Source organism: Dialister histaminiformans, assembly GCF_900103425.1.
Taxonomy (GTDB): domain Bacteria; phylum Bacillota; class Negativicutes; order Veillonellales; family Dialisteraceae; genus Allisonella; species Allisonella histaminiformans.
In genome coordinates this window covers 227,419-253,017 of record NZ_FMXA01000003.1, presented here as the reverse complement: position 1 = coordinate 253,017, position 25,599 = coordinate 227,419, and the positions used below count along the sequence as shown (strand labels likewise).

The window sequence follows — 25,599 nt, the reverse complement described above, 5'->3', positions numbered from 1 at the left end:
TATGAGCGAGACCAAAACGCTGTATGTAGTTTCTGACTCCATCGGAGAAACTGCCGAAAAAGTGGCAAAGGCGACAATCAGCCAGTTTGATCAGGATGCCATGGATATTGTGCGTATTCCTTTTGTCAGACATACGGAACAGATTCGCAATATTATTGAAGAAGCAGCTTCCAATGGTGGTGTCATATGTCATACCCTGGTGTCCCAGGAACTTCGGGAGAGCTTTGAAAAGATTGCCAGAGAAGAACATGTGCAGTATGTGGATATTCTGGGGCCTATGCTGAACATGGTGTCCAATGTGACTGACAGCCGTCCACGTATGAAACCTGGCATTATCCACCGTCTGGACCAGGAATATTTCAAGCGTGTGGCAGCCATTGAATTCGCTGTAAAATATGATGATGGAAAGAACCCATCCGGTTTCAAAAAGGCCGATGTGGTGCTGGTAGGGGTTTCCCGTACATCCAAGACCCCACTTTCCATGTATCTGGCGAATAAGTCCTATAAGGCAGCCAACCTTCCGCTGGTTCCGGAAGTACCGATTCCACCGGAAATATTTGAAGTACCGCCGTACAAGGTTATCGGGCTTATCATTGATCCGTTTAAGCTTAATACCATACGTACGGAACGCATCAAGGCACTGGGGTTTTCCGGTTCGGCCAATTACACCGATCTGTCCCGGATTCAGGAAGAACTGATGTATGCCAAAGAGGTTATGCGGAGACTGCACTGCATGGTTATCGATGTATCCAACAAAGCGATTGAAGAAACCGCATCCCGGATTATCGAAATCATAGAAAAGAACAAACAGCTGTATGGCAATAAATACTGAGAAGAAGGAGGCCTGTGCCTCCTTTTTCTGATGGGGCTGAAATTGACAAAGGTCCAGATTTTCGATATGCTATATTGATAGATATCAATGTTGTAGAACTAAAGCAAAGAGGTTAGCAGAATGGCTCAGGAATTATATTACAAAGATTATGCCGTGGTTTTTAAAGCGCTGTCTGATGAAACCAGGCTCTGCATCGTGGATATGCTTTCATGCAGGGAGATGTCCGCCGGCGATATTCTGAGTAACTTTACCCTGTCTCAGTCCACGTTGAGCTATCATATGAAGATCCTGATTGAGGCAAAGGTTGTCAATGCACGCCGTGACGGACTCTGGACCAAATATTCCATAAATGAATCCACATTCGAAAATCTTCTTGCTTTTATCCCGAAACTGTACAGACTGAAGGATAAATGCATATGTCGTTATGTGAAATACAGTAAGGATAAGCCGGCTAACGGCAAAGATGGGAAGGATATTTTTGGAAACTGAGACAACCGCGCCTTTATGGCGCGGTTATTTCTTTTATGATCAAAAACGGCTTTTCCCGGAAAAGATCCGTTTATAGTCTGAATAAGGGAGGTACTTCATGTCTATTCGTGAACGATGGGAAAACCTGGAAAAGCAGATTCTCCGACCGGAAGCAGCCTTGGCCGTGAATGCGGTCCGTGACAGGGAAGAAGAACCATGTCCGGTGCGCACAGCGTTTCAGCGGGACCGGGACAGGATTCTGCACAGTAATTCTTTCCGGCGCATGAAGCATAAGACACAGGTCTATATTGCACCGGAAGGAGATCATTACCGAACCCGCATGACTCATACTCTGGAAGTAGCGCAAATTGGCAGAACTGTGGCCAGAGCCATTCAGATTAATGAAGATCTCACAGAGGCTATCGCCCTGGGCCATGATCTGGGACATACGCCGTTTGGTCATGTAGGGGAATCTGCATTAAATGATGCATGCGGTCATTTCCGACATAATGAACAGGGCGTGAGGATTGTGGAACATCTGGAAAAGAATGGGAAAGGACTGAACCTGACCCGGGAGGTAAGAGATGGTATTCTGCACCATACCGGCACAGAACCGGCCCAAACTATGGAAGGCCGGCTGGTAAAATATGCAGACCGCATAGCTTACCTGTGCCACGATTTTGATGATGCGGAAAGCTGTGGACTCCTCACTGCCGATGATCTGCCGAAAGAGGTGCAGGAGAGATTCGGGCGTACCCATTCGGAAATGATTACGTCCATGGTTATGGATCTTATTGCCCATTCCCGGATGGGAACTACGCTGTGCATGTCTGAAGAAGGGGACAGGACGCTTCTGCTTCTCCGGCAGTTTATGTTTGACAATGTATATATTGCTCCGGTAATGATTCCTGACAGGGAAAGGGGATATCATGTAGTGACCTGTCTGTACCATTATTTCATGAAGCATGAGGAGAAACTGCCGGAAAAGTTTATCCGCTGTGCGGACAGTCTCAGCCAGGCGGTGACGGATTATATTTCCGGACTGACTGACAATCGGGCCATTTCCCTGTATAAGGACATTTATGTACCGAGAAACTGGAACTACTGAATGAGGTGATGAAGGATGGCAGGACACAGGCGGTGGATTATGCACGTGGATATGGATGCATTCTATGCGTCGGTGGAACAGAGGGATCATCCGGAATGGAGAGGTAAGCCTGTCATTGTAGGCGGAAAGGGGAAACGGAGTGTGGCTGCTACGGCTTCCTATGAGGCACGGGCTTATGGGGTGCATTCCGCCATGTCCATCAGCGAGGCAAAGCGCCGGTGTCCTGATGGGATTTTTGTGGAACCGCGCTTTGGTGTATATCATGCTGTATCGGATGAGATTCATGCCATTATGCTTCACTACGCCGATGCTATTGAGCCTATTGCCCTGGATGAAGCGTTTATGGACATATCAGGTATGGGAAGTCAATACAGAACACTGGGAGCCATTGGAAGGGCGATTAAGGCGGAAATCAGGGAGAAAACTGGTTTGGTAGCATCGGTAGGCATTGCACCAAACAAATTTCTGGCTAAGATGGCCAGTGATATGGGAAAGCCTGACGGGCTGTTCATCATTCCCTATGGCAGGGAGCGGGCGGTTCTGGCTCCGCTTCCGGTGCGGAAACTATGGGGTGTAGGGCCGGTAACTGCCCGTCGGCTGCAGCAGATGGGGTTTGAGACCATAGGGGATATGCAGAATGCGCCAGTATCTCAGCTGCGAAAAGTGCTGGGGAATCAGGCGGTACTGTTTCATCAGCTGGCGCTGGGGATAGATTCCCGTCCTGTGGAAGCGGAGCGGGAGGTCAAGTCCATTGGTGATGAATCGACAATGGAGGAAGATATCTTTGACAGGGAGGACATAGAACGCCAGATTGCGCTGCACAGTGATGTGGTAGCCAGAAGGCTCCGGAAAAAGGGATTGTCCGGGCAGGCGGTGACGCTTAAAATACGTTTTGCTTCCTTCCGCACGCTTACCCGGTCTATGACACTGAGCGAACCCACCCGGCTGGCAGAGGATATTGAAAAGGCGGCCAGGATTCTCCTTCAGCGGATTCCGCTCAGCGAAGGCGTCCGGCTTGTCGGGGTGACCGCATCCCGTCTTGTGGAAGGGGAAGGTATGATGAATCTTTTCAGTGAAAGCCGTGACAGGAAGGGAAAGGCGGCGGCCGTGGTGGATGCGCTGCAGGAACAGTTTGGAGAAAGAGCAATCCGGCGGGGCCTGTGGGTGGAACAGGAACTGAAGGAAAAAGAAAAGAAATCAGAAAAAACAGTCATCTCCCCTATTATGAAATAGCTCCGGTTGGTGTAAGATAATAAGTGAAACAATATACAGGCAGATTGGAAACGGCAGTCAGGGGGTCAGGCTTATGAAAAAATGGATAACCATTATATTAGCGGTATGTTTATCGGCAGTGCTTACGGCATGCAGTCTGGGAAATACGGAGACGCAGACGGCCAGTGAAGAAACAGCGAAAAATCCGAATGTGCTTATCGTGTATTATTCGGATTCCGATATTATGGGGCATGTGGCAGAAGCCATTGCCAGCAAGACCGGAGGCCGCATAGTGGAAATTCGCCGTCAGGTTCCGTTCCCGGTGGATCTTAAACAGGCCATGCAGGCTGCCAGGGAAGAAGCGGTTAACCACACTTTGCCACCTATTGCCACAAAGATTCCCAATGCCAACAGCTATAAGACCGTATTCCTGTGCTATCCGCTCTGGTGGGGTACTATGCCGATGCCGGTATTTACCTTCTTGCAGGAAACCAATCTTACCGGTGTGAACCTGATTCCCGTGGCAGGATCCCCGAAGGGGGATATGGGACAAAGTCTGACCGATCTGGAAATACATGCTCCGGGGGCACAGATTAAGGATCATTATTTTATAAACACGCCCAAGAAGGCGGAAGACCTGAATCAGTGGCTGGAAAAGCTGGGATACTGAGTGAATACGCTGGTGCTTATGGGGGACGAGTTCTGAAGAAATTCGTATGACTGTATGAGCCTTTGGCGCATAAGGTTGTGTCTTAACAAACTTCAGACAGAGTTGTGCAATTCTCCGGGAATTGCGAGGGGCAGATTCTGCGAATATCTAAAAAGCAAAAAAACGACTTCCGATTCTAAATGGAAGTCGTTTTTTTGCCCCATTGGGTTTTTCCGGCAAATCTTCAGAAATTGCACGGATTTGAAAATGGCATAGCTGTTCTGGTGGAGAAAGGATAATGCTTCATCATTCCTGCTTAATCCCTTGCTGATGGAAGGCAGGCCTGCTATGAGGTTTATGGTCCATGAGTATGAGCGTTGCCCATCTTTTGATTTTTCCTCTTGACAACAAATTTAAAAGTGTCTATACTTACTTTAACTCTAACAGGAAAGGAGAGATTATGATGACACAGCCAATGAATACTATGGGACTTGCATACGTAAACTATGACTGGAGCTATTTTTATGGCTTCGGATTTTTTGCATACCCGTTACGTGCTGAGTCACATGGTCTTTTCAGATAGAATCGTATCGTTTTAAGAAAAGCAGGCTCAGGCGAGCCTGCTTTTTTTTGTAAGGATGGGCTTGTAATAATGAGCGGTTAGAGTTTCATATCTGAAGTAAAGTGTAGTATTGAAGGTGCCTTAACCGGCAGAGGAGGATTTTATGATTATCGTTATGAAGCAGAATGCACCGCTCACAGCAGTGGAAAACCTGGAAACTGAGTTGAACAACAGAGGATTCAAAGTGTCTCGCAGCCAGGGGGAAAGTAAGGTGGTACTCGGGCTTATTGGAGATACATTCAAGCTGGATGAACGCGATTTCCTTGGTAATGAATGGGTAGAAAAAGTAATGAGAGTACAGGAACCATACAAGCGTGCCAGCCGTTCTTTCCATCCGCAGAATTCCATTATTGATGTAAGCGGGGTCAAAGTAGGTGGAAAGAAGCTGGTGGTTATGGCCGGACCATGTTCCATTGAAACTCCGGAACAGATTCATACCGTGGCACAGGCAGTTAAGAATTCCGGCGCATCTCTTCTGCGTGGTGGCGCATTCAAGCCCAGAACATCTCCATACTCTTTCCAGGGACTCCGGGAAAAGGGACTGGATATGCTCATTGAAGCGGCGAAGGATGTACAGCTGCCAGTAGTTACTGAGTTGATGAGTGCAGATAAGATTGGGACCTTCCTGGAAAAGAAGGTGGATCTGATTCAGATTGGGGCAAGAAATATGCAGAATTTCGATTTGCTTCGTGCTGTAGGTCGTCTCAATGTGCCGGTACTGTTAAAGCGCGGCCTCTCCGCTACGATTGATGAATGGCTCATGAGTGCAGAATATATCATGTCAGAAGGCAACCAGAATGTCATTCTCTGCGAACGCGGTATCCGCACCTTTGAAAAGGCGACAAGAAATACTCTGGATTTGTCCGCCGTTACGGTAGTTAAGCGCAGAAGCCACCTGCCGGTTATTGTAGATCCAAGCCATGCTACCGGCCATCGCTGGATGGTAGAAGACATGGCCATGGCAGCCATTGCTGCTGGTGCAGATGGTATTATGTGTGAAGTTCATAATGATCCGGAACACGCATGGTGTGATGGGGCAGAATCCATTACTCCGGAAACCTTTGACCACCTTATGGGCCGGTTAAGACAGCTGGCTCCTATTGTGGGCAGAGAATTATAATCGGTTCGGGAAAAAACAAGGCGTCTTAATCAGGCGCCCTGTTTTGTAAATGGAGAGATATACGGTGTCGTATGACCCGTGCTATCATTACAACAGGTGGATGATTATGAACAGTGACTTTAAAAACAGGCCGGTTGCCGTTATCGGACTGGGGCTGATGGGAGGCTCTTTTGCAGAACGGCTCACTGAGCTGGGGTGTTTTGTCATCGGATTTAACCGAACAGAGGAAACCGCAGAACAGGCGCTGAGAATGGGCTTGGTACAGTCTGTTAATCCACAGGATCTGAAGAAAGCGGATATTGTGATTTTCTGTACACCAGTGAAGGGAACACTGGCCTTCCTTAAGGAACATGGGGACTGGCTGAAAGAAGGAGCCGTACTCACGGATATTGCCGGAGTGAAAGATCACAACTGGCCCCGTATACGGGAGCTGCTCCCGCCAGGAATGGACTTTATATCCGCACATCCTATGTGTGGCCGGGAAGGAGCCGGACTGGCGCAGGCGGATGGGACGATTTTTAATAATTGCAATTATGTACTCATCCCGGAAAAGGAAAATGAGCCGGAACACCTGGAACTCATTGCCCGGCTCGCCAGAGCCCTGGGGGCAAAACATATTCCCCGGGTTACGGCGGAGGAGCACGACCGGTTCATCGCTTACACCAGCGGTCTCCCACATGCAGTGGCGGCTTCTCTGATGAACAGTGAATCTTATGAGAAGGATACCGGAATGTTTATCGGAGGTTCCTTTACGGATGCCACACGGGTGGCAGATATAAATGGCCGGCTCTGGACAAGCCTGTTCCTGTCAAACCGGGATAAGATTTTAGCAGAAATGGACTCTTTTCAGGAGTCTCTTTGCAAGCTCAGGAAAGCGCTGGAGACAGAGGATGCGGAAGCGCTTTGTGAGTTTTTCACAGAGGCCCGGAGAAGAAGAAGGGAAATGATACATCATGGCAGCCGTTGATATACATCTTGGGAAAGATTCATATACCGTGGAAATCCGGAGGGGACTTCTGGAAGATACGGGAAGAAAGATACGCCGTCTTACTGATGCGGAGAAAATCGCCGTGGTCACTGATGACCATGTAGGGCCCCTTTACGGAGAACGGTTCCGCCGGATTCTGGAAGACGCCGGATTTACCGTTCGGATTATCACCATACCGGCAGGAGAAACGAGCAAGAATCTTTCTGTATTTGGAGATGTGCTCAATGCCATGGCCGATTTTGAAATGACACGTAAAGATGCGCTGGTGACCCTCTCCGGCGGTGTGCCTGGTGATTTGGGCGGTTATGCAGCAGCATCCTATATGCGGGGTATTCCGTTCTTTCAGGTTCCTACCACTATACTGGCACAGATTGACAGCTCGGTAGGAGGGAAGGTGGCTGTGGATCTGCCGGCAGGTAAAAATTTGGCCGGAGCTTTCTATCAGCCCAGAGGAGTCTTCATTGATCCGGATTTACTCAGCACGCTGCCGGCCCGGTTTATTCATGATGGACTGGCCGAAGCGGTAAAGTATGGATGCATTGGGGACAGCCGTTTGTTTTCTCTGTTTGAGTCTATGGAAAACGAAGCGGACCTGGAAGCCCATATGGAAGACATTATCTGTGCCAGTGTGCAGCAGAAGGCCCGGGTGGTAGAAGCGGATGCAAAAGAACAGAATCTCCGTCAGATTCTTAATTTCGGGCATACCATAGGCCATGCGGTGGAACGGTATTTCCACTATGAGACCTATACGCATGGGGAAGGGGTGGCTATTGGTATGGCTCTTCTTACCGAGCAGACAGAACGGATGGGGCTTACAGAAAAAGGGACGGCAGCGCGGATGAAGAAGGTACTGGAAAAGCTGTCTCTTCCTGTAACGGTACCGGTGGAGGCCGCCAGACTGATTCCCGAAATTATGCATGACAAAAAGAGAAGGGGGAACCGGATTACCCTGGTAACCATTCCCCGTATTGGAGAAGCGGAACTTCTTCCGGTAGATACAGAAGAGCTTTCCCGCTATATTGTGACAGGAGAGGATGCCTTATGAAGGTGACCATTACGCCAACACGCCTGGAAGGGCAGATCCGGATTCCTTCCTCTAAAAGTATGACCCATCGGGAAATCATCGCATCGGCACTGGCTCATGGGGAGAGCCGGCTTACCGGAGTAAGCTGGTCTCAGGATATTGAGGCTACCGTGCGCATACTTTCCCTCCTGGGAGCCAGTATCCAGAGGCAGGAAGGGACAGAAGGGACGACACTCCTGATAAAGGGAGGCTTGAAGGCGCAGGAGAAACCGGTGACGGCTCACGCGGGAGAATCCGGTTCTACGCTCCGTTTCCTTATCCCGCTGGGGCTCGTATCAGGCAATAAAGTGACATATACCGGCGAAGGGCGACTGGCTGAACGTCCTCTTTCGCCGTACTATCAGATATTTGATGAAAAAGGGATTACCTGGAAGGGGAAGAACGGACTGCCGCTGTATGTAAAAGGGCGGCTGCTGCCGGGGACGTATGCCCTGTCAGGAAATGTAAGCTCCCAGTTTTTCACCGGGCTGCTGTTTGCCTTGCCGCTGCTTGAAGGGAATTCCCGCCTGGTCAGCACCACGCCGCTGGAGTCAGAAAGTTATGTAAAGATGACGCTGGATACTCTGGCCCGACATGGCATTACGGTGAATGAAACCGGAAGAGGACAGTATGAGATTTCGGGTAATCAGACTTATAAGGCCGGAAACTTTGCTGTGGAAGGGGATTTTTCGCAGGCAGCCTTCTGGCTGGCATCCGGGCTTCTGGGCGGGCCAATCACACTTAAAGGCCTGTCCGTGGATTCCCTCCAGGGGGATAAGGCCATCGTTTCCCTGCTTCGCCGTATGGGCGGATGCATTGAGGAAACCGGAGAAGGTCTGTGCGCCGGAAAGAGCCGGCTTCACGGCATTGTCATGGATGCGGAAAATGTACCGGATCTGGTGCCGGTTATGGCGGCGCTGGCAGCAGTCAGTGAAGGAACCACGGAAATCGTTCATGCAGAAAGGGTACGCCTCAAGGAATGCGACCGGCTGCATGCTATGGCGGTGGAACTTTCCCGCCTGGGAGCCAGAGTGGAAGAAAAGGACGACGGACTGATAATTCATGGAGGGGCGCCGCTTCATGGCGGTGCTGTTTCTTCTTGGAACGATCACCGGATAGCCATGGCCCTGGCTTCCATATCTCCCGCTATTAATGGGCGGCTTACTATCGACGGAGCTGACAGTGTGAGAAAATCCTATCCACGTTTCTGGGATGATTTTGTAAAGACAGGAGGGCAATGCAATTATGAGTAATACCTGGGGAGAAACCATACGGGTGACTCTGTTTGGGGAGTCTCATGGCACGGGCATCGGTGCGGTTATCGATGGACTGCCTCCTGGAATCGCGATTGACTGGGAGCGGGTAAAGAAGGAAATGGCACGCCGCGCCCCGGGAAGTTCCCCGCTGGCGACACCGAGAAGGGAAAAGGACAGTTTTACTGTACTGTCCGGATACTTTAATGGGTATACCACAGGTACACCGCTAGCCATGGAAATTCGGAATGAAAACCAGCATTCCAGGGATTATGGAGAACTGAAGAGCAAGATGCGCCCGGGACATGCGGATTATACCGGATATGTAAAATATCATGGATATAATGATTATCGAGGCGGCGGTCATTTCTCTGGCCGTATCACGGCGCCTCTTACCTTCGCTGGAGCCATTGCCCGGCAGGTCCTTGAGAAGGAAGGAGTGTATGTGGGAGCTCATGCATTGGAAGTTCATGGGATTCCTGATCGGTCGTTTAATCCCATGGGGGAAGACCGTCAGGTACTGGAATCTCTGGATTCCATGAGACTTCCTGTGCTGGACAGAGAAGCCGGACAGGCGATGGAAGCACAGATACTGACGGCGCAGAAAGCAGGAGATTCTACCGGTGGCATTGTGGAATGCATCCTCTGCGGACTTCCTGCAGGACTTGGAGACCCGTTCTTTGATTCCCTGGAAAGCTGCATGGCCCATATGATGTTCTCTATCCCGGCGGTAAAGGGGCTGGAGTTCGGTGATGGATTCAGGTTCAGCCGTTTATATGGATCACAGGCCAACGATGCCATGCATTATCATGACGGCCGGGTGGAAAGTTTGTCTAACCACAATGGTGGGCTCCTGGGTGGGATCACCAGCGGAGCCCCGGTATTGTTCCGGACAGTAGTGAAGCCTACTGCCTCTATCGGTAAACGGCAGCATACGGTGGATATTGAGAAAAAGGAAGATACCCTGCTTTCTGTGGGCGGGCGCCATGACCCGTGCATTGTGCCACGGGCCATCCCGGTGATTGAAAATGCAGCCGCTCTGGTGGTACTGGACCGTCTCCTTACCGACAGGAGGCTGTCCTATGGGAAATAAAAAACTGCGCGTAGCCTGCTATGGCGCCAGAGGTGCCTACACCTATGAAGCCATGGAAAAACAGTTTGGAAACAGGGAAAAGGAAGTCATTTTCTGTCCTCTGTTTGAAGATGTGGTGAAAGCAGTACGGGAAGGTCAGGCGGATTATGGGGTAGTGCCCATGGAAAATTCATCCACCGGCGGCATTACGGAAGTATATGATCTGATCCAGCATTACGACTGCGCCATTGTGGGAGAGCAGATGGTGAAGATTGAGCATGTGCTGCTCGGTGTCCCGGGGGCCACACTGGATGATATCGATACGGTGTATTCTCATCCGCAGGGGTTTGCCCAGTGCAGGGAATTCTTTATGGAGAAGAGAAATTGGAAGCAGCAGCCTTATTTTTCCACAGCGCAGAGCGCGGAAAAGGTGGCCAGAGAAGGAAAGAAGAACCAGGCCGCTGTGGCCAGCCGGACGGCAGGTCGTCTTTATGGGCTTCAGGTATTGAAGGATGCGATTGCGTTCAACAGCAGCAACTATACCCGGTTTTTTATCATTGGACCGGCTATGGAAATTGCTGATGATGCGGATAAGATTACTCTGGTATTATCTGTACGCCACGAATCGGGGGCACTCTATCATGTACTGGGATATTTTTTCTACGGCGGTATGAATATGACGCACCTGGAGTCACGTCCCATTAAAGGCAAGCCATTCGAATATTTTTTTCATATCGATGTTATGGGAAAACTCAGAAATCCGGCTAATGCGCAGACACTGCGGGGGATTGAATCTATGAGCACATATTTTAAAATTCTTGGTAATTATCCGTCATATACACATAAGGAGGAGTCATGAAACTGGGATTGCTTGGCAAAGTGCTGGGGCATAGTATGTCACCGAAAATACATGAGTCGCTGTTTCGGCAGGAAGGGTGCCAGTCCACGTATGAACTCCTGGAAGTGCCGGAGGCAGAGCTGGAAGAACAGCTTCCCCGTATGCTGGCCGACTATGATGGACTTAACGTAACCATCCCCTATAAGGTGGCGGTCATTCCCTTTCTGGATGAACTGTCCCCGGAAGCAAAGACTATCGGGGCAGTAAATACCATTGCCAGAAAAAATGGATGTCTCATCGGATATAATACGGATTACACTGGGTTTAAACGGACACTGGCACGCATTCACTGCGACATGAAAGGGCGTTCAGCCGTTGTACTGGGGCATGGCGGAGCTTCCCGGGCCATTATTCAGTGTCTTGCCGATGAAGGGGCGCAGGATATCGCCGTTATCAGCCGGCATCCGGACCATATAGACAGCGAATTTGAGGCATTTGCCAGAGCGCGGCACGCGGTCATCCGCGGATACGACTGGGTTCCTTCTGCACCCAATCCGTGGCTTCTGGTGAACGCGACCCCGGTGGGCATGTATCCTCATATGGGCGTATCCCCGGTACCGGCAGAGATAACTGCCAGATTCCCCAAGGTGGTGGATATTATCTACAATCCGGCGGAAACACAGCTTCTGAAGGATGCCCGGGGCGACAGAATAAACGGTATGTATATGCTGGTCATGCAGGCGGTGGCAGCGGAGGAAATATGGATGGACAGAGATATTTCCGAGGACACCGTGCAGGCCATAGTAAAGGAAATGATGTCATGAAAAATATAGTACTTATCGGCATGCCGGGAAGCGGGAAAACCACGTTTGGCCGTGCGCTGTCCAGAGAACTGAACCGTCCCTTTGTGGATGCGGATGATTATCTGGAAGAGCGGGAAGGACGGACAATTTCCAGCTTCTTCGCAGAAAGCGAGAAGGCATTCCGGGATGCGGAAGAACGGACTATCCGGGAACTGGCAGACAGACAGGGCATCGTAATTTCCACCGGAGGCGGCGTGGTGAAACGGACCGCGAACGTAGAGAATCTTCGTCGGAACGGGCTGATACTTCTTATTGACCGGCCGGTGGATGACATCGTTAACGATGTGGAAGTGGAGAGTCGGCCGCTCCTTAAGGACGGGCCGCAGAAAGTGTTTGACCTGTACCGGGAACGCCGGAAGGCTTACCGGGACTCAGCGGATATTATCATTGATAACCGGGGAACGCCGGAAGAGGTCCTTGGACAGATGCTGGAAGCTATCCATCAGGCCATTAAATATAAGATATAGTTAAAAGAGGCGGAACATCCTGCGCAGTTGGGAGTCCGCCTTTTATACAGCATAGCCGGGCCTGCAGATTCGATGGAGGCTGGCGGTTTAGTTTGTTTTTTTATTATGGTATAATTACTAATACTGATAAATTATAAGTTGTATACAGGAGGTTATTGCGTTTATGGAAAGTGGAGGCCCTTTATGGCCCGAGTTACTGGTATTGATTCTTCTTGTGCTGGCGAACGGATTCTGTTCCCTGGCGGAAATCGCCATTGTGGGGGCCAGAAAGACAAAACTGGCAGAGCTGGCAAAGGATGGCAATAAGAATGCCAGGGCGGCTCTGGAAGTCTCCCATCACACAGAAGAACTTTTTTCCACTATTCAGGTAGGTATTACGACCATCAGTATCCTTACCGGTATGTTTTCCGGAGCGTCTCTGTCCGGACCGGTAGCTGGATTTCTGGAACAGTTTCCAGCGGTGCGTCCGTATGCCAGCGGCCTGGCGTTGTTCATTGTCATGGCACTGGTTACCTATTTTTCTCTGATTATCGGGGAACTGGTGCCGAAGTGGATTGCCATTGCTATTCCGGAAAAGGCGGCCTGCGTTGTAGCGCGCCCTATGATCTGGATTTCCACAGCATTTAAACCGATAGTTTCCTTCTGCTCCTGGTCTACCAAGGTGGTGGTTTCCGCTCTGGGTATTCATATGTCCGGGGAAAAGCCGGTTTCTGAAGATGAAATCATGGTGCTTCTCCATCAGGGCGCCCGTATGGGGACATTTGATAAGGAAGAACCGGAAATTATTGACCGGGTATTCCAGATGAACGACCTCACCTCGGAAGACTGTATGACGCCGAGAAGCAAACTGAAATGGCTGGACCTGGAAGACAGCGATGAGAAGCTGTGGACCGAGCTGGAAGAAAATGAACATTACCGCCTGCTGGTGGGAGAAGGTTCACTGGACAAATTCTGCGGGCTGGTAACTACCACAGATATCCTGTTGGATCAGCATCAGAGCCAGGGGCGCTGGCCCCTTAAGGAGTCCATAAAGAAGTGCCTGTATGAACCGGTGCTGATTCCGGAAACACTGACATTGGATAAGGTGCTCGGTACATTTAAGAAACAGGGTACACATGAGGCCATGGTCATTGATGAATATGGTATTCTCACCGGCATGGTCACCCTGCATGATGTACTGGAACAGATACTGGGCGATGTTCCCGGGGATCAGGAAGATGTGGAAGAAGAAAAGAATAAGATTCTGCAGAGGGATGAACATTCCTGGCTCGTGGAAGGACTCTGCACCATTGATGATTTCAGGAACTATTTCCATATTGAAGATGAACTTCCTGGTGAAGCGGAAGATTACTATAAGACACTTGGCGGTTTTCTGACCTATCGGTTTGGATATATTCCGAAGGAAGCAGAAAAAATTACCTATGGCCCATATACCTTTGAGATTGTGGACTGTGATAACCGTCGAATTGATAAGGTGCTGGTCACTGTACAGCCAAAGCCGGAGACAAAACAGGAAGACCAGGAAAAAGAATAATGGCCGGGAAGGCATAAAAAAGAGAAGCTCCCTATGGGTTGGGGGAGCTTCTCTTTTTTGCTGAAAGACAGAATTCAGAGGTTAGAAAGAATGAACGCTCTTTGCCTTTTCTCTCAGGGATTCCAGGCGGTTCAGTGCTTCGTTTAATGTAGCGTCCTGCTTTGCAAAGTGGAAGCGGACGAAATTGTGTACATCTTCTTTGAAGAAACTGGAGCCTGGAACGGTGGCGACTCCGACTTCCCGGGTCATCCATTCGGCGAACTTATAATCATCGTGAACATTGAATTCCGATACGTCCATGAGCACATAGTAGGCACCCTGCGGTTCCGTGACGGTAAATCCCAGATTTTTCAGCCCGCCTACGAAAAGATTCTTCATATGGGTGTAATGAGCCTGCAGGTCCCGGTAGTAGTCATCCCCGAAATTCAGGCCGGTTACTGCGGCTTCCATAAGCGGCGCGGCAGCACCAACCGTAAGGAAGTCATGCACCTTCTTTACCCGGTCAGTCACTTCAGGATTGGCCAGAACATATCCCAGACGCCATCCGGTGATGGAATACGTCTTGGACAGGGAATTGCATACAATGGTGCGATCTCTCATGCCTGGAAGAGAAGCCATATATACATGCTTGTGCGGAGCATAGAGAATGTGTTCATATACTTCATCGGTTACCACGTACGCATCGTATTTCTTTGCCAGGTCAGCAATGACCAGAAGTTCCTCTCTGGTAAATACCTTGCCGCATGGGTTGGATGGATTGCAGAGAATCAGTGCCTTTGCTCCCTGGCGGAAAGCGTCTTCCAGCTGGTTGGCGTCGAAGTGGAAATCCGGCGGCACAAGAGGAATGTATACCGGCTGGGCGCCAGTGAGGATGGTGTCGGCTCCATAGTTTTCATAGAACGGGGAGAAAATGGCCACCTTATCACCCGGGTTGATGATGGCCATCATAACCGCCATCATAGCTTCTGTGCTTCCGCAGGTGACTGTGATTTCGCTGTTCGGGTCATAGGAAATGCCGGAAAAATGCTTCTGCTTTCTGGCCAGAGCTTCGCGGAAATTCTGAGCGCCCCAGGTAATGGCATACTGATGAGGTCCCGTATGGGCAACCTCGGCAAGACGGTTGGTAATTTCTACCGGTGGGGCAAAATCCGGAAATCCCTGGGAAAGATTGACAGCGCCATACTGACTGGCTACCCGGGTCATACGGCGAATTACGGAATCTGAAAAATGAGCGGAACGATTGCTGAGCTGAGTCATATATTATCACCTTTCTGGTCCTCTGAGAGAACCCTGCAATTTCTGTAATATTTCATAGTATGGTTTTTCAGGCTGACTATGTCAATGTATATATATTCTGTGCTTATCCATAGTTTAAATGAATAGGGTAAGGCCCCACTGGGAATGAGCCGGAAGAGACAGCAAAAAAGCAGAAGGATGAGAATATGTGAAGTATATTCTCGCCCTTCTGCTCGGAACAGAGTAGGAGATTAGCTGTAGAAGTGAATGGTACGATACTGCGGTGGGAGTGCCCAGGCTCCGGTTTCATCCATCAGACCGGTGCCCATGTCAGTCTTTACCCGGGAGAACCCATGGTGGAACGGGGTGACCTCCTTAATCTGATTTCCTGTAAAGTGTGCCAGTGTCTGGCCGTCCACAGAAAGCAGGGTAAAATCCTTTTTATCATCACCGATTACCCAGGTAACCGACTGATTTCCAAACGGGAGTATATCGCTGTCTTCCGGGAGACTTATGATGGCTCTGCCGGTGGAAACGCTGGCCAGGACATGCGTATTTCCTGTGTCCAGTTCCACCCGGTCACTTCCAAGGAAACGAACTTCATCATAAGCGAAAGGAATTACGGTCTCTCCGGTAACCAGGCTGATGGCACCCATCTTATCCGTCTGGTCATTTTCCAGTGCAGCAAGACCTTCCTTCATGGCGAATGTGGTATCGTCCACATCGTATGGTCCAGGTCCGAAAATTGTTTTTCCACTGCGGTCAGCAAATCGAATCTGGCCCTTGTCCCGGATGAAGGTACCATAAGGCGTCATAGGATACACGGAATCACTGCGGCTGTCAAAGATTTCCTGCCCCTGAGTATTGATATACCCTCGTTTTATGTCCTTACGGGATAGTCCATAGTCTGCATCTTCATCATAATGAGCATGAGTGAGAGAGCCAACCACAGCAGCACCGGCCAGACTGCTCCAGCTGAAGGAGTGCACATTCCTTCTTATTTCGGCCAGACCATTGTGGAAAGGGTAAATGGCATCATAAGGTGCTTCAAACAGGAAATTTCCCTTATTGTTGATGGCTATCTTATGGCCGTCTTCATCTTTGACAAAGGCAATTCCTTCATGGAAATTGGTATACGCATCTTTGTATCTGGGAGTAATAACCACATGGCCCTGTGGATTTTTGAATCCCCAGCGTCCATTTTCCCGATAGGCAATGAACTCTGCCGAATCATCCCATACCGGGGGCAGGGAGTCCGGGACTGTGCCATGGGAGGTAATATATTTTACCCCTTTTTTTCCGGTTACGGAAAATAATCCATGCCCCTGGTAGGAAATGGACTTATAGGCAGGTGCTACGGACAGAGTGCCATCCATGCCAACCAGTCCCCATTTTCCTTTCTTGTCCTGAATAGAAGCCAGGGCCCCATGGCTGGCCGGCTGAGAATCTTCATAGCCCTCTGCAAAATGAGTGAGTGAGGATTTCTCCAGTCCGGAAAAAAGAACGGTTCCGGCGATGATTCCCGCATCCGGTACATTAACGGAAGTGGAGTGGCTGGTGGACTTTTTAGATGTACTCGTTTTTTCACTCCAGGTGGTCGTTTCGCGGGATGTGGTATGGCTTTCCCGGTGCTCATGGTAAGCTATCATGGCCGGTTCCTCGGCGTGAACAGAATACAGGCCTGTCGTTGTGACGGAAAGCAGGCCGAGAACAGAAATAAATAAAGCGGCTTTTCGGGGAGTATGAAACATTATAACCTCCGGGATAATAACAGTCGTTTTATTGTACGACAAATCTGGATATATACAGTATACAATAGACTATCAATTCTGTCTTGTATGGATATGCATATATACCGAAAATTTCTAAATAATTGTCAGTTATCAGGGACGAAAAAATCGGAAAGCATTAAATATTCTTTTCGGAAGATCGACGTTTATGCAGTGAAAATATACAGGAATAATGCATATGCCAATGGTACAGGAAATATGTCTGCCGGCAGAGCAGGTCAGGTTTACAGGACATGGGCAGCCGATGGAAATGTGCAAAATCGGAGGCAGGACGGGAACAGGGAGAAACATATCTGCTGCAGGAGATTTTAAACTCTCAGGGGATGTATTGTCAGGAGGGGGAATAAGACATAGGAGAAATAAAAATCCTGGCGCATTACTGCGTCAGGATTTTATTTGTGTTATTTAGTTTTCTGTTTCAGCTGTGGTTTCTTCTGCCCCGGTCATAACCGTTCCATCCGCCAGTACAATCTGATGACCATTGTAATTAATGGTGCCCATGCACATAAGGCTGGAAATGTGGGCATCTGCAGTAAGATTCCAGGTGGAACCGGCGCCAACGACCACTTCCGCGCGGTTGCGGGTAATTACATCCGGGATAGATGGGGTATCTTCATCGGAATCAGTGGATGTGTTGGCACTGGCTCTGATTTCACTGGCCTTAGCGGTAACGGCTGCGTTATCCGTAAGATTGATTGTGCCTGTGAAGGTGGAGTTATTCTGAAGAATCAGATTCATGCGGGAATACTGATCTACAGAAATATTTCCGGACAGAGTAGTGTTATCAAAGAATACATCCGCTTCCCCTCCATTGGAGCCTGCATATCCCCAGCCACGCTTGCCATCATTGGCAGTAACCGTCAGGAGATTAGATCCGTCCTTAGGAGTTATTGTGGCGTTATTGGTGAGATGGATGGTTGCTTTGGTGTTGGTCACCACAATACCATCGCCGGAATGGCTGGTAAGGCTGCCACCGAACATGGTAAATTCTGCATTTCCTGCGGAAAGGGCTTCTTTGGAGGTACTGGTCATGAGGACACCATACGGTGCGCCGGTGCTATCCACAGCGGTCTGGGAGAGAATTACGGCGTTGGTCCCGATGACACGGACAGCTTCTGCCTTAGCGGAAGTCATGGATGACTTGCTGGAAGTAACGCTTCCGGCGGCACGGATAACCGGGGAATCAGCACCAGTGGTGGCATAGGAGCCGCCTTCTACTGTGATGATACCGCCGTTGGTTCCTGTATTGATAGCCGGAGCATTGGTTCCGGAAGTAGATACCTGGGTATTAATGGCGCTGAGCTTGCCGCCACCAGCTACTTCCACGCCGGCAGAACCGGTGCCGCTGGTGGTTACGCTGGAATCGGTAAGGCGTACAAATGTGCTCTTACCGTAGCTGAATGCACCGATGGCATTGGGGGCAGAAGAGGAAATCTTAGTAGCGGAAATATCCGTACCGGAGTTTCCAGTACCCAGGAATGCTGCGTTCAGACCGGAATCTATGGTGTCCTGAAGACTGGTAGAATTGCCGCCGGTCTTGGAAATGGTGGAATTGGTGATAGCGATGCGTGCGTAAGTTACGCGCAGAGCGTTTTCATCGTTCTTCTTCGACGTATAGGCCTGTTCCGTGTAGCTTCCGTCCAGATCATAGTTGACAGCAGCGGTGCCCTGATAGAGGCCGGAGGCTGTACGCTGGGAAACAGACGGCGGTTCCTTGGCCTTTCTGGCTGCTTCCTCGGCAGCGGCTTTGGCAGCGGCCTTTTTAGCAGCTTCTTCAGCTGCCTTCTGCTGAGCGGCCTGCTTAGCCTGCGCTTCTTTGTAGGCTGCTTCCTGCGCCTGACGTTCACGGAGGCGCGATTCTGCCTGTGCGTAGTCACCCTGCTGTACCTTCTGTTCTACAGTAGGGAGGGTGGATTCCAGACCGCGGAGAAGGGCGCTGGTCATGTCTACAGGCTGGCTGTCCTCACTGGCAGTCTGGGTTGCGGAAACAGCGGCTGGTTCTGCAGCAAAGGTCGCCGGAATCAGATATCCGGTAATGGCCAGTGCACAAAGAGCAGCACGAATGGTTATATGTCTCATAAGATACCTCTTTTCAACGGTTCAGATGAACTAATACATGCGATTTCATTATATCATAAACCGGACAGTATCAAGGCAAAACAGGTATAATAGCCACAGGGAATTTCTTTTTACCAGTTCCCGTTTTGGAGGGAACTTTATATACAGAAAGGGAACAGATATGTTTTATGTTGGGTGTCACCTGTCAGTTTCGTCAGGTTATCTCCATATGGTGAAAAGTGCGGCTTCTCTGGGGGCCAATACGTTTCAGTTCTTCCCAAGGAACCCGAGGGGCGGCGCATCGGCATCGGTGAATGAGGAAGATATGACGGCCGCCGGAGAGTTTATGAAGGCCCATGGATTCGGCCCGGTGGTATGCCATGGGGCGTATACCATGAATGCGGCTTCTGCCAGGGAAGAGGTACGTCGTTTTGCCTGTCAGAGTATGAAAGAAGATTTAATGAAAATTTCCTCTTTGCCGGGGGTGTTGTACAATGTTCACCCGGGAGCGCATGTGAAGCAGGGGGTGGAGAAAGGAATCACCCTGATTGCCGACTGCATTAATGAAGTGCTGGACTGCGACCGAATACAGATGCCATTTCTGCTGGAAACCATGGCAGGAAAGGGAACGGAAATCGGGCGCACGTTCGAGGAACTGGGGGAAATCATCCACCGGGTGGAACGAAAAGACCTGATGGGCGTCTGCCTGGATACCTGTCATGTATATGATGCAGGATACGATATAAAAGAAGACCTTCCCGGTGTGCTTGCGCAGTTTGACCGGGTACTTGGACTATCAAGGCTCCGGGCGATTCATCTTAACGATGATAAGAATGAAATCGGAAGTCACAGGGACCGGCATGAAAAAATCGGACAGGGGTCCCTGGGGAATGACGTCTTTGCCCGGATTATCAATGATAAGGCACTGAAGGATCTGCCCTTTATTCTGGAGACACCGAATGAGCTGGCTGGATTTAAGGAAGAAATTGCCATGCTGAAAAGCTGGCGCAATGACTGAGAGGAAAGGAGAGCTTATGAAATTTATTCATACAGCGGACTGGCATCTGGGAAAATTATTTTATGGAAATTATCTTACCGAAGAACAGGAATGGCTTCTTGAACACCAGTTTATCCCCTTAGTGGATGAAGAAAAGCCGGACGTGATTCTGTTGTCCGGCGATGTATATGACCGGTCCGTACCGCCGGCAGAAGCCGTGGACCTGTTTAATCATGTGATTTCCGAAATCTGCGGCAGGCGCCATATACCTATGGTGGTGATAAGCGGTAATCATGACAGCGCGGAACGCCTTTCGTTTGCTTCGGACCTGCTGCGGGCTCAGGGACTGTACATGTGCGGGGAACTAATGTCTACTACTCAGCCTGTTGTCCTGTCCGACCCGTGGGGCGAGGTATATTTTGTACCGCTTCCCTATGCGGACCCGGGGGTTATCCGTCATCTGCTGCAGGATGATTCCATTCACACTCATGAGGAGGCCCAGCGGGCCTTTTCTGCCTGGCAGCTTCAGGGGGTTCCTGAAGGAAAACGCAAGGTGGCCCTGGCGCACGCCTATGTAGCGGGAGGGACATCCAGTGACTCAGAACGGCCGCTGGATATCGGCGGAACGGAACAGATTTCCGCGGATATTTTTGCACCGTATAATTACACCGCCCTGGGGCATCTCCATGGACCGCAGAAGGTGGGAAGCGAAGTTATCCGGTACAGTGGAAGCCTTCTTAAATACTCATTCAGTGAAGCCAGTCAGAAGAAAGGGGTCATTGTCGGGGAAATCGATAAGGAAGGGCAGGTCACCTGCCGGTTTGAACCGCTGAAGGCCCGGCACGATGTGCGCATTATTTCCGGTACATTTGATGAACTTATGAAGGGCGAAGGAGACGGGTTGGATGACTTTATCCGCGCGGACCTTACGGATGAAGGACCGGTCATCGATGCCATGTCCCGGCTGCGTTCGGTATATCCGAATATTATGATGCTCACGACCAGCCGCCTTACCCGGGATGATTCGGGGGAGAGAAACTTTTCCCTGCATAATAAGATCAGTTCCCTGGATATGGTGGAAACCTTTATGAAGGAGTTCCGGCAGCGGGAAATGACGGCAGAAGAACGAAAATATATGGCAGGCATTATTAAAGACGTGGAGGTGGGACAATGAAACCGGTGAAACTGACTATGAGTGCGTTTGGACCATATGCCCATAAACAGGTTCTGGATTTTACCTGTCTGGGGAACCACACTCTGTTTCTTATCTGCGGCCCTACCGGAGCCGGTAAATCCACGATTCTGGATGCTATGTGCTATGCCCTGTACGGGCGGACCAGCGGGGATGTGCGCACTGGGGAAAACATGCGCTCATCGTATGCCGGTCTGGAAGAGGAAACTTTTGTGGAATTCGATTTTGCGCTGGGCGGAAAGTACTACCGGGTGCACAGGAGTCCTGCCCAGCTGGCGCGGCGCAAACGCGGACCGTCGGATAAACCGGTGGAAAAAGCAGGAAAAGCGGTTTTCTCGGAAATTGATGACAAGGGAAATGTAGTGCGCCAGATTGCCTCAAAAGGAGTGGAGCAGCGGGTTGAAGAGTTAATCGGTATAGGCGTGGAACAGTTCCGGCAGATTATCCTTCTTCCGCAGGGGGATTTCCGAAGGCTGCTCCTTGCGGATTCCACAGAGCGTCAGGATATCATGCAGGAACTCTTTGGGACTATGCGCTATGGACTGATTGAAAACCGGCTGCGGGAAGAAGTATCTCAGCTGAAAGGACAGGCAGAACAGGCGCACAGTCAGGTACAGACACTTCTGGCTTCCCGGCATGCGGAAAACAGAGAGCAGTTGCAGCTCATGATGGATGAGGCAGGAAAGAAAATAAAGCAGCTGGAGGAAGAACAGAAGAAAAAAGAGCGGGAAAATGAGGAATTCATCCGTCACTATAATGAGGCATCCCGTCTGGCGGAATCCTTCTCCCGTCTTGAACAGGCCGTGAAGCGTGCACAGGAACTGAATAAGCAGGAAGGGGAGATGGTCCAAAAGCGGGCGGATCTGAAGAAGATAGATGCTGCCATTGCGCTAAACGGGGACCGGGAAGCCCTGGTTACTCTGTACATGAACCGGAAGACAAAGGAAAATGACCTGGCCAGGGCGGAAAAAGAACAGAAGGAAGCCAGAGACGGCTGGGAAAACGCGGAAAAGCAGTTTGAACAGCTGGAACGGGAACGCCCGCAGCAACAGGCACGGATTAACCGTCTGGCTGCCCTGGAGGCATTAAAGCCGGATGTGGATTCTTTTATTTCCGCCAGTCAGTCCTATGAGAAGGTATCCGGTCAGCTGACGAATCTGGAAAAGACACTGAAAGAGAGGACCGATACGCAGGAGGAAGTGGAAAAGACCGCGGTCACAGCCCGCAAGGTGGAACATGCCCTGACAGAAAGCTTTATCCGGGGACAGGCGTCTTTCCTGGCGGAAGGGCTGCAGGATGGGATGCCCTGTCCTGTATGCGGTTCCCTGCATCATCCGGAACCGGCCATATCCGCGGAAAACCAGGTGACCCGGGAGGATGTGGACAAAGCCAGGACGGCAGCGGAACAGGCGGAGAAGACAGCAGGTGATGGGCGGAAACATCTTCAGGAATTTAAGGAAAAGGAGTACATGCCTCTTCGTGACAAGGCCAATAAGGCGAAGAACCTTCTGGAAGAACTGGGACGCAAGGTAGATAAAGCCTACCGGACACCGGGGGTATTGAATCTGGAAATCGGGAAACTGAGTAAAGCTATAACCGATTTTGATAACCGGAGCAGGACAGCGGATGCTGCCAGACAGGAACAGAAAATCCAGCTGGAAAAACAGAATACCACCGTGCTGGAAATCAGGAAAAATCTGGAAAGCCTCAGCCGGGATTATCAGCAGGGGCTTCAGACCTTTACTGAGAAGGTTACGGCACAGGGGTTCCAGAGTCTGGAAGAACAGAAACGGTATCATGACCGCATTGGGGAAAAGGACAGTCTGACACAGGAACTGGAGTCCTACGGTGCGGACCGGAAAATGCAGGCGGAAACGGAAAATAAAGAAAAGACGTTTATAGGGGGCCGCAGCAAGCCGGATATGGAACAGTGGAACAGCCGGAACCGGAAGATTACAGAAGAAATCAAGGCCCTGGCCAGCCAGAAGGGGACACTGGAAGAACAGGAAAAGGCGCAGAAAGAAGCGGCAGCACAGATTGATGCGCTCACCGCTTCCGGCGCGGAGCTGGACAGGACATATCGCGTGGTGGGAGGCCTCTATGATGTCATAAGGGGACAGGAAACAGGAATTAATCTGGAGCGCTTTGTATTGGGGGCCCTTCTGGATGATGTGACAAGAAAAGCCAACATCCGCCTGTCTGTTATGAGCGGCGGACGTTATCAGCTGCAGCGCGCCTTAGGGGAACGGGCCGATGCCAGAAAGAAGGCAGGCCTGGATCTGGAAGTTATGGACAGCTACACCGGAAAAGCTCGGCCGGCCTCTACACTTTCCGGCGGCGAAACATTCCTGGCTTCCCTCTCCCTGGCATTGGGACTGGCTGATGTGGTACAGGAATATGCAGGCGGTGTCCGTCTGGATTCCATGTTCATCGATGAAGGATTTGGCAGCCTGGATCAGGAAACCCTGGATCTGGCACTGAAGACACTGGCCGGACTGCAGGGACAGAACCGGCTTATAGGTATTATTTCCCACGTGTCAGAACTGGAAGAACGAATTACCACCCGCCTTCGTGTAGATCGCACGAAAAAGGGAAGCGTGGCTGTATTTGAGGTGGAATAGCCTGTACGCAGGCAATAAAATGGACAGTGAAAAATTATCTTTCGCTGTCCATTTTTCTATCGGCGGGCCTGGAATGGTCATTTATAAGTGGTTATCTCAGAGATACTTTTTATTTAAGGCCCGTTTAATATCTGTTTAATTTCCCTGAGGTGGATCTGAACAATAAAAAAGAGGAGGACCTCCTTTATTCAGGAGATTCTCCTCTTTTTCGCTATTTACTGTTACTGTGCCTGAGCTACCTTTAACAGGAAGTAGTTTCTCTTGCCTTTTCTTACAATGACATACTTGCCATCGGTATTTGGATGAGCGGAAACCTGAGCTTCAATATCGGTAATCTTTTCACCGTTGATGCGGATAGCACCATTCTGGACATCTTCTCTGGCCTGGCGCTTGGACTTTTCCACGCCGCCTTCTACCAGGGCTTCGACAATGTTCATCGGAACCACTGCCAGGGTTTCCCCCTTGGTGTTGCGGAATGCGCCTTCAATTTCTGCGCCGCTGAGTTCCTGTACGTTACCGCTGAAGAGAGCCTGGGTTACGCGCTGTGCTTCCGCAAGGCCTTCTTCCCCGTGTACGAAACGGGTAACTTCTTCCGCCAGGCGTCTCTGTGCCTCTCTCTTTTCCGGATGCTGAGCTACTTCTTCCGCCAGTGCGTCGATTTCTTCGTGAGAGAGGAAGGTGAAGTACTTGAGATACTTCACTACATCCTGGTCGTCCTGGTTGAACCAGAACTGATAGAATTCATAGGGAGAGGTCTTCTTCGGATCCAGCCATACAGCGCCGCCAGCGGACTTGCCGAACTTGGTGCCGTCAGCCTTGAGCATGAGCGGAATGGTGAGGCCGTATACCGGAACGTCAGCCCCTTCCATGCTGTGAATCATATCGATACCTGCGGTGATGTTGCCCCACTGATCGGCGCCGCCGATCTGGAGCTGTACGCCGTAGGTGTCATGGAGATGCTTGAAGTCAATGGACTGGAGAATCTGGTAAGTGAATTCAGTGAAGGAAATACCGGTTTCCAGACGGCTGGCTACGACTTCCTTGGCCAGCATCTTGTTGATGTTGAACACTTTGCCGTAATCGCGCAGGAAGTCCAGCAGGGACAGCTTGGACAGCCAGTCATAGTTGTTTACGAAGGTAATATTTTCTTCGCCGCCGAACAGACGGGTCAGCTGAGCGGTCAGGCATTCTACGTTATGCTGTACCTTGTCCATGGTCTGAAGGACACGTTCAGTCTTGCGTCCGCTCGGATCACCGATGGAACCTGTGCCGCCGCCGATGAGCATATATGGATGATGTCCTGCCAGCTGGAAACGTTTGAGAATCATGAAAGGAATCAAATGGCCTACATGCATGCTGTCGCCGGTTGGGTCAACGCCGCAATAGACAGAGATGGACTGCTTTCCCACCAGGTCATACAGGCCCTGTTCATCTGTCTGCTGGTTTACCGCACCACGCCATTTGAGTTCATCAATAATGTTCATAAAATTACACACCTTTCTGTTTTCCTTTTTTCCATCGGCTGAAGGCGCCGTCACAGACAGCCGGTATTTTGACCGTCCGGAGGCGCACCATCCGATTTTATTGTTCTTACTAGTGTAACATATCCGATGAAA

The 25,599-nt window shown here is 50.3% G+C and carries 21 protein-coding genes; 17 read left to right on the top strand and 4 right to left on the bottom strand.

The window, feature by feature from the left end; genetic code table 11:
• The first annotated feature begins 1 nt into the window (after position 1).
• The 14 genes from BLQ79_RS01180 to BLQ79_RS01110 all read left to right on the top strand — a co-directional run bounded on the left by BLQ79_RS01180 (position 2) and on the right by BLQ79_RS01110 (position 14,089).
• Positions 2 to 832, top strand: a complete 831-nt coding sequence (locus BLQ79_RS01180) for a pyruvate, water dikinase regulatory protein (protein WP_091362960.1) — start codon at positions 2 to 4, stop codon at positions 830 to 832.
• A 120-nt stretch (positions 833 to 952) separates the two neighbouring features.
• Positions 953 to 1,321, top strand: coding sequence for an ArsR/SmtB family transcription factor (locus BLQ79_RS01175; protein ID WP_091362958.1), 369 nt, complete (start codon positions 953 to 955; stop codon positions 1,319 to 1,321).
• A gap of 97 nt (positions 1,322 to 1,418) precedes the next feature.
• On the top strand, positions 1,419 to 2,408 hold the full coding sequence (locus tag BLQ79_RS01170; RefSeq protein WP_091362956.1) for a deoxyguanosinetriphosphate triphosphohydrolase: 990 nt from the start codon (positions 1,419 to 1,421) through the stop codon (positions 2,406 to 2,408).
• Positions 2,409 to 2,423: 15 nt separating this feature from the next.
• A complete protein-coding gene (locus tag BLQ79_RS01165) occupies positions 2,424 to 3,641 on the top strand; it encodes a DNA polymerase IV (protein ID WP_091362953.1) in 1,218 nt (405 codons plus the stop codon).
• Positions 3,642 to 3,714: 73 nt separating this feature from the next.
• Positions 3,715 to 4,290: a flavodoxin gene (locus BLQ79_RS01160; RefSeq protein WP_091362951.1), complete on the top strand. Its 576-nt coding sequence runs from the start codon at positions 3,715 to 3,717 to the stop codon at positions 4,288 to 4,290.
• Positions 4,291 to 4,994: 704 nt separating this feature from the next.
• On the top strand, positions 4,995 to 6,011 hold the full coding sequence (gene aroF, locus BLQ79_RS01150) for a 3-deoxy-7-phosphoheptulonate synthase (protein ID WP_091362946.1): 1,017 nt from the start codon (positions 4,995 to 4,997) through the stop codon (positions 6,009 to 6,011).
• A gap of 106 nt (positions 6,012 to 6,117) precedes the next feature.
• On the top strand, positions 6,118 to 6,978 hold the full coding sequence (locus BLQ79_RS01145; protein ID WP_091362944.1) for a prephenate dehydrogenase: 861 nt from the start codon (positions 6,118 to 6,120) through the stop codon (positions 6,976 to 6,978).
• Positions 6,965 to 8,044 (top strand): 3-dehydroquinate synthase, encoded by a 1,080-nt coding sequence (gene aroB / locus BLQ79_RS01140; RefSeq protein ID WP_091362942.1) that lies wholly within the window; start codon positions 6,965 to 6,967, stop codon positions 8,042 to 8,044. Before BLQ79_RS01145 ends, aroB begins: the two co-directional genes overlap by 14 nt.
• Entirely contained in the window at positions 8,041 to 9,315 is a 1,275-nt protein-coding gene (gene aroA, locus BLQ79_RS01135) for a 3-phosphoshikimate 1-carboxyvinyltransferase (protein WP_091362940.1), read from the top strand. Before aroB ends, aroA begins: the two co-directional genes overlap by 4 nt.
• Complete coding sequence (aroC, locus tag BLQ79_RS01130; RefSeq protein ID WP_091362938.1) at positions 9,308 to 10,408, top strand: chorismate synthase; 1,101 nt, start codon at positions 9,308 to 9,310, stop codon at positions 10,406 to 10,408. Before aroA ends, aroC begins: the two co-directional genes overlap by 8 nt.
• The gene (gene pheA, locus BLQ79_RS01125) at positions 10,398 to 11,246 is read left to right on the top strand and encodes a prephenate dehydratase (protein ID WP_091362937.1); all 849 of its coding nucleotides are present in this window, start codon (positions 10,398 to 10,400) and stop codon (positions 11,244 to 11,246) included. The genes aroC and pheA overlap by 11 nt, the downstream gene beginning before the upstream one ends.
• Positions 11,243 to 12,049, top strand: a complete 807-nt coding sequence (locus BLQ79_RS01120; RefSeq protein ID WP_091362935.1) for a shikimate dehydrogenase family protein — start codon at positions 11,243 to 11,245, stop codon at positions 12,047 to 12,049. Before pheA ends, BLQ79_RS01120 begins: the two co-directional genes overlap by 4 nt.
• Positions 12,046 to 12,555, top strand: a complete 510-nt coding sequence (locus tag BLQ79_RS01115) for a shikimate kinase (RefSeq protein ID WP_091362934.1) — start codon at positions 12,046 to 12,048, stop codon at positions 12,553 to 12,555. Before BLQ79_RS01120 ends, BLQ79_RS01115 begins: the two co-directional genes overlap by 4 nt.
• A 163-nt stretch (positions 12,556 to 12,718) precedes the next feature.
• Positions 12,719 to 14,089, top strand: coding sequence for a hemolysin family protein (locus BLQ79_RS01110; RefSeq protein ID WP_091362932.1), 1,371 nt, complete (start codon positions 12,719 to 12,721; stop codon positions 14,087 to 14,089).
• A gap of 81 nt (positions 14,090 to 14,170) precedes the next feature.
• Here BLQ79_RS01110 and BLQ79_RS01105 read toward each other — a convergent pair whose 3' ends face one another.
• The 3 genes from BLQ79_RS01105 to BLQ79_RS01090 form a co-directional block, all read right to left on the bottom strand.
• Positions 14,171 to 15,346, bottom strand: a complete 1,176-nt coding sequence (locus tag BLQ79_RS01105; RefSeq protein ID WP_091362930.1) for a pyridoxal phosphate-dependent aminotransferase — start codon at positions 15,344 to 15,346, stop codon at positions 14,171 to 14,173.
• Positions 15,347 to 15,576: 230 nt separating this feature from the next.
• On the bottom strand, positions 15,577 to 17,076 hold the full coding sequence (locus tag BLQ79_RS01100) for a WG repeat-containing protein (RefSeq protein ID WP_091362928.1): 1,500 nt from the start codon (positions 17,074 to 17,076) through the stop codon (positions 15,577 to 15,579).
• Between the two features lie 444 nt (positions 17,077 to 17,520).
• Positions 17,521 to 19,194, bottom strand: coding sequence for an autotransporter outer membrane beta-barrel domain-containing protein (locus BLQ79_RS01090; protein ID WP_091362923.1), 1,674 nt, complete (start codon positions 19,192 to 19,194; stop codon positions 17,521 to 17,523).
• Positions 19,195 to 19,354: 160 nt separating this feature from the next.
• On the opposite strand from BLQ79_RS01090, the gene BLQ79_RS01085 reads away from it, so the two are divergent.
• From BLQ79_RS01085 to BLQ79_RS01075, 3 genes are read left to right on the top strand one after another with little or no spacing between them, the layout of a single operon-like run.
• Positions 19,355 to 20,191: a deoxyribonuclease IV gene (locus BLQ79_RS01085; RefSeq protein ID WP_091362921.1), complete on the top strand. Its 837-nt coding sequence runs from the start codon at positions 19,355 to 19,357 to the stop codon at positions 20,189 to 20,191.
• A 16-nt stretch (positions 20,192 to 20,207) separates the two neighbouring features.
• Positions 20,208 to 21,344, top strand: a complete 1,137-nt coding sequence (locus BLQ79_RS01080; RefSeq protein ID WP_091362919.1) for an exonuclease SbcCD subunit D — start codon at positions 20,208 to 20,210, stop codon at positions 21,342 to 21,344.
• The gene (locus BLQ79_RS01075; protein ID WP_091362916.1) at positions 21,341 to 23,983 is read left to right on the top strand and encodes an AAA family ATPase; all 2,643 of its coding nucleotides are present in this window, start codon (positions 21,341 to 21,343) and stop codon (positions 23,981 to 23,983) included. Before BLQ79_RS01080 ends, BLQ79_RS01075 begins: the two co-directional genes overlap by 4 nt.
• A 221-nt stretch (positions 23,984 to 24,204) precedes the next feature.
• Here BLQ79_RS01075 and tyrS read toward each other — a convergent pair whose 3' ends face one another.
• Complete coding sequence (gene tyrS / locus BLQ79_RS01070) at positions 24,205 to 25,467, bottom strand: tyrosine--tRNA ligase (RefSeq protein ID WP_091362914.1); 1,263 nt, start codon at positions 25,465 to 25,467, stop codon at positions 24,205 to 24,207.
• Positions 25,468 to 25,599 lie beyond the last annotated feature (132 nt).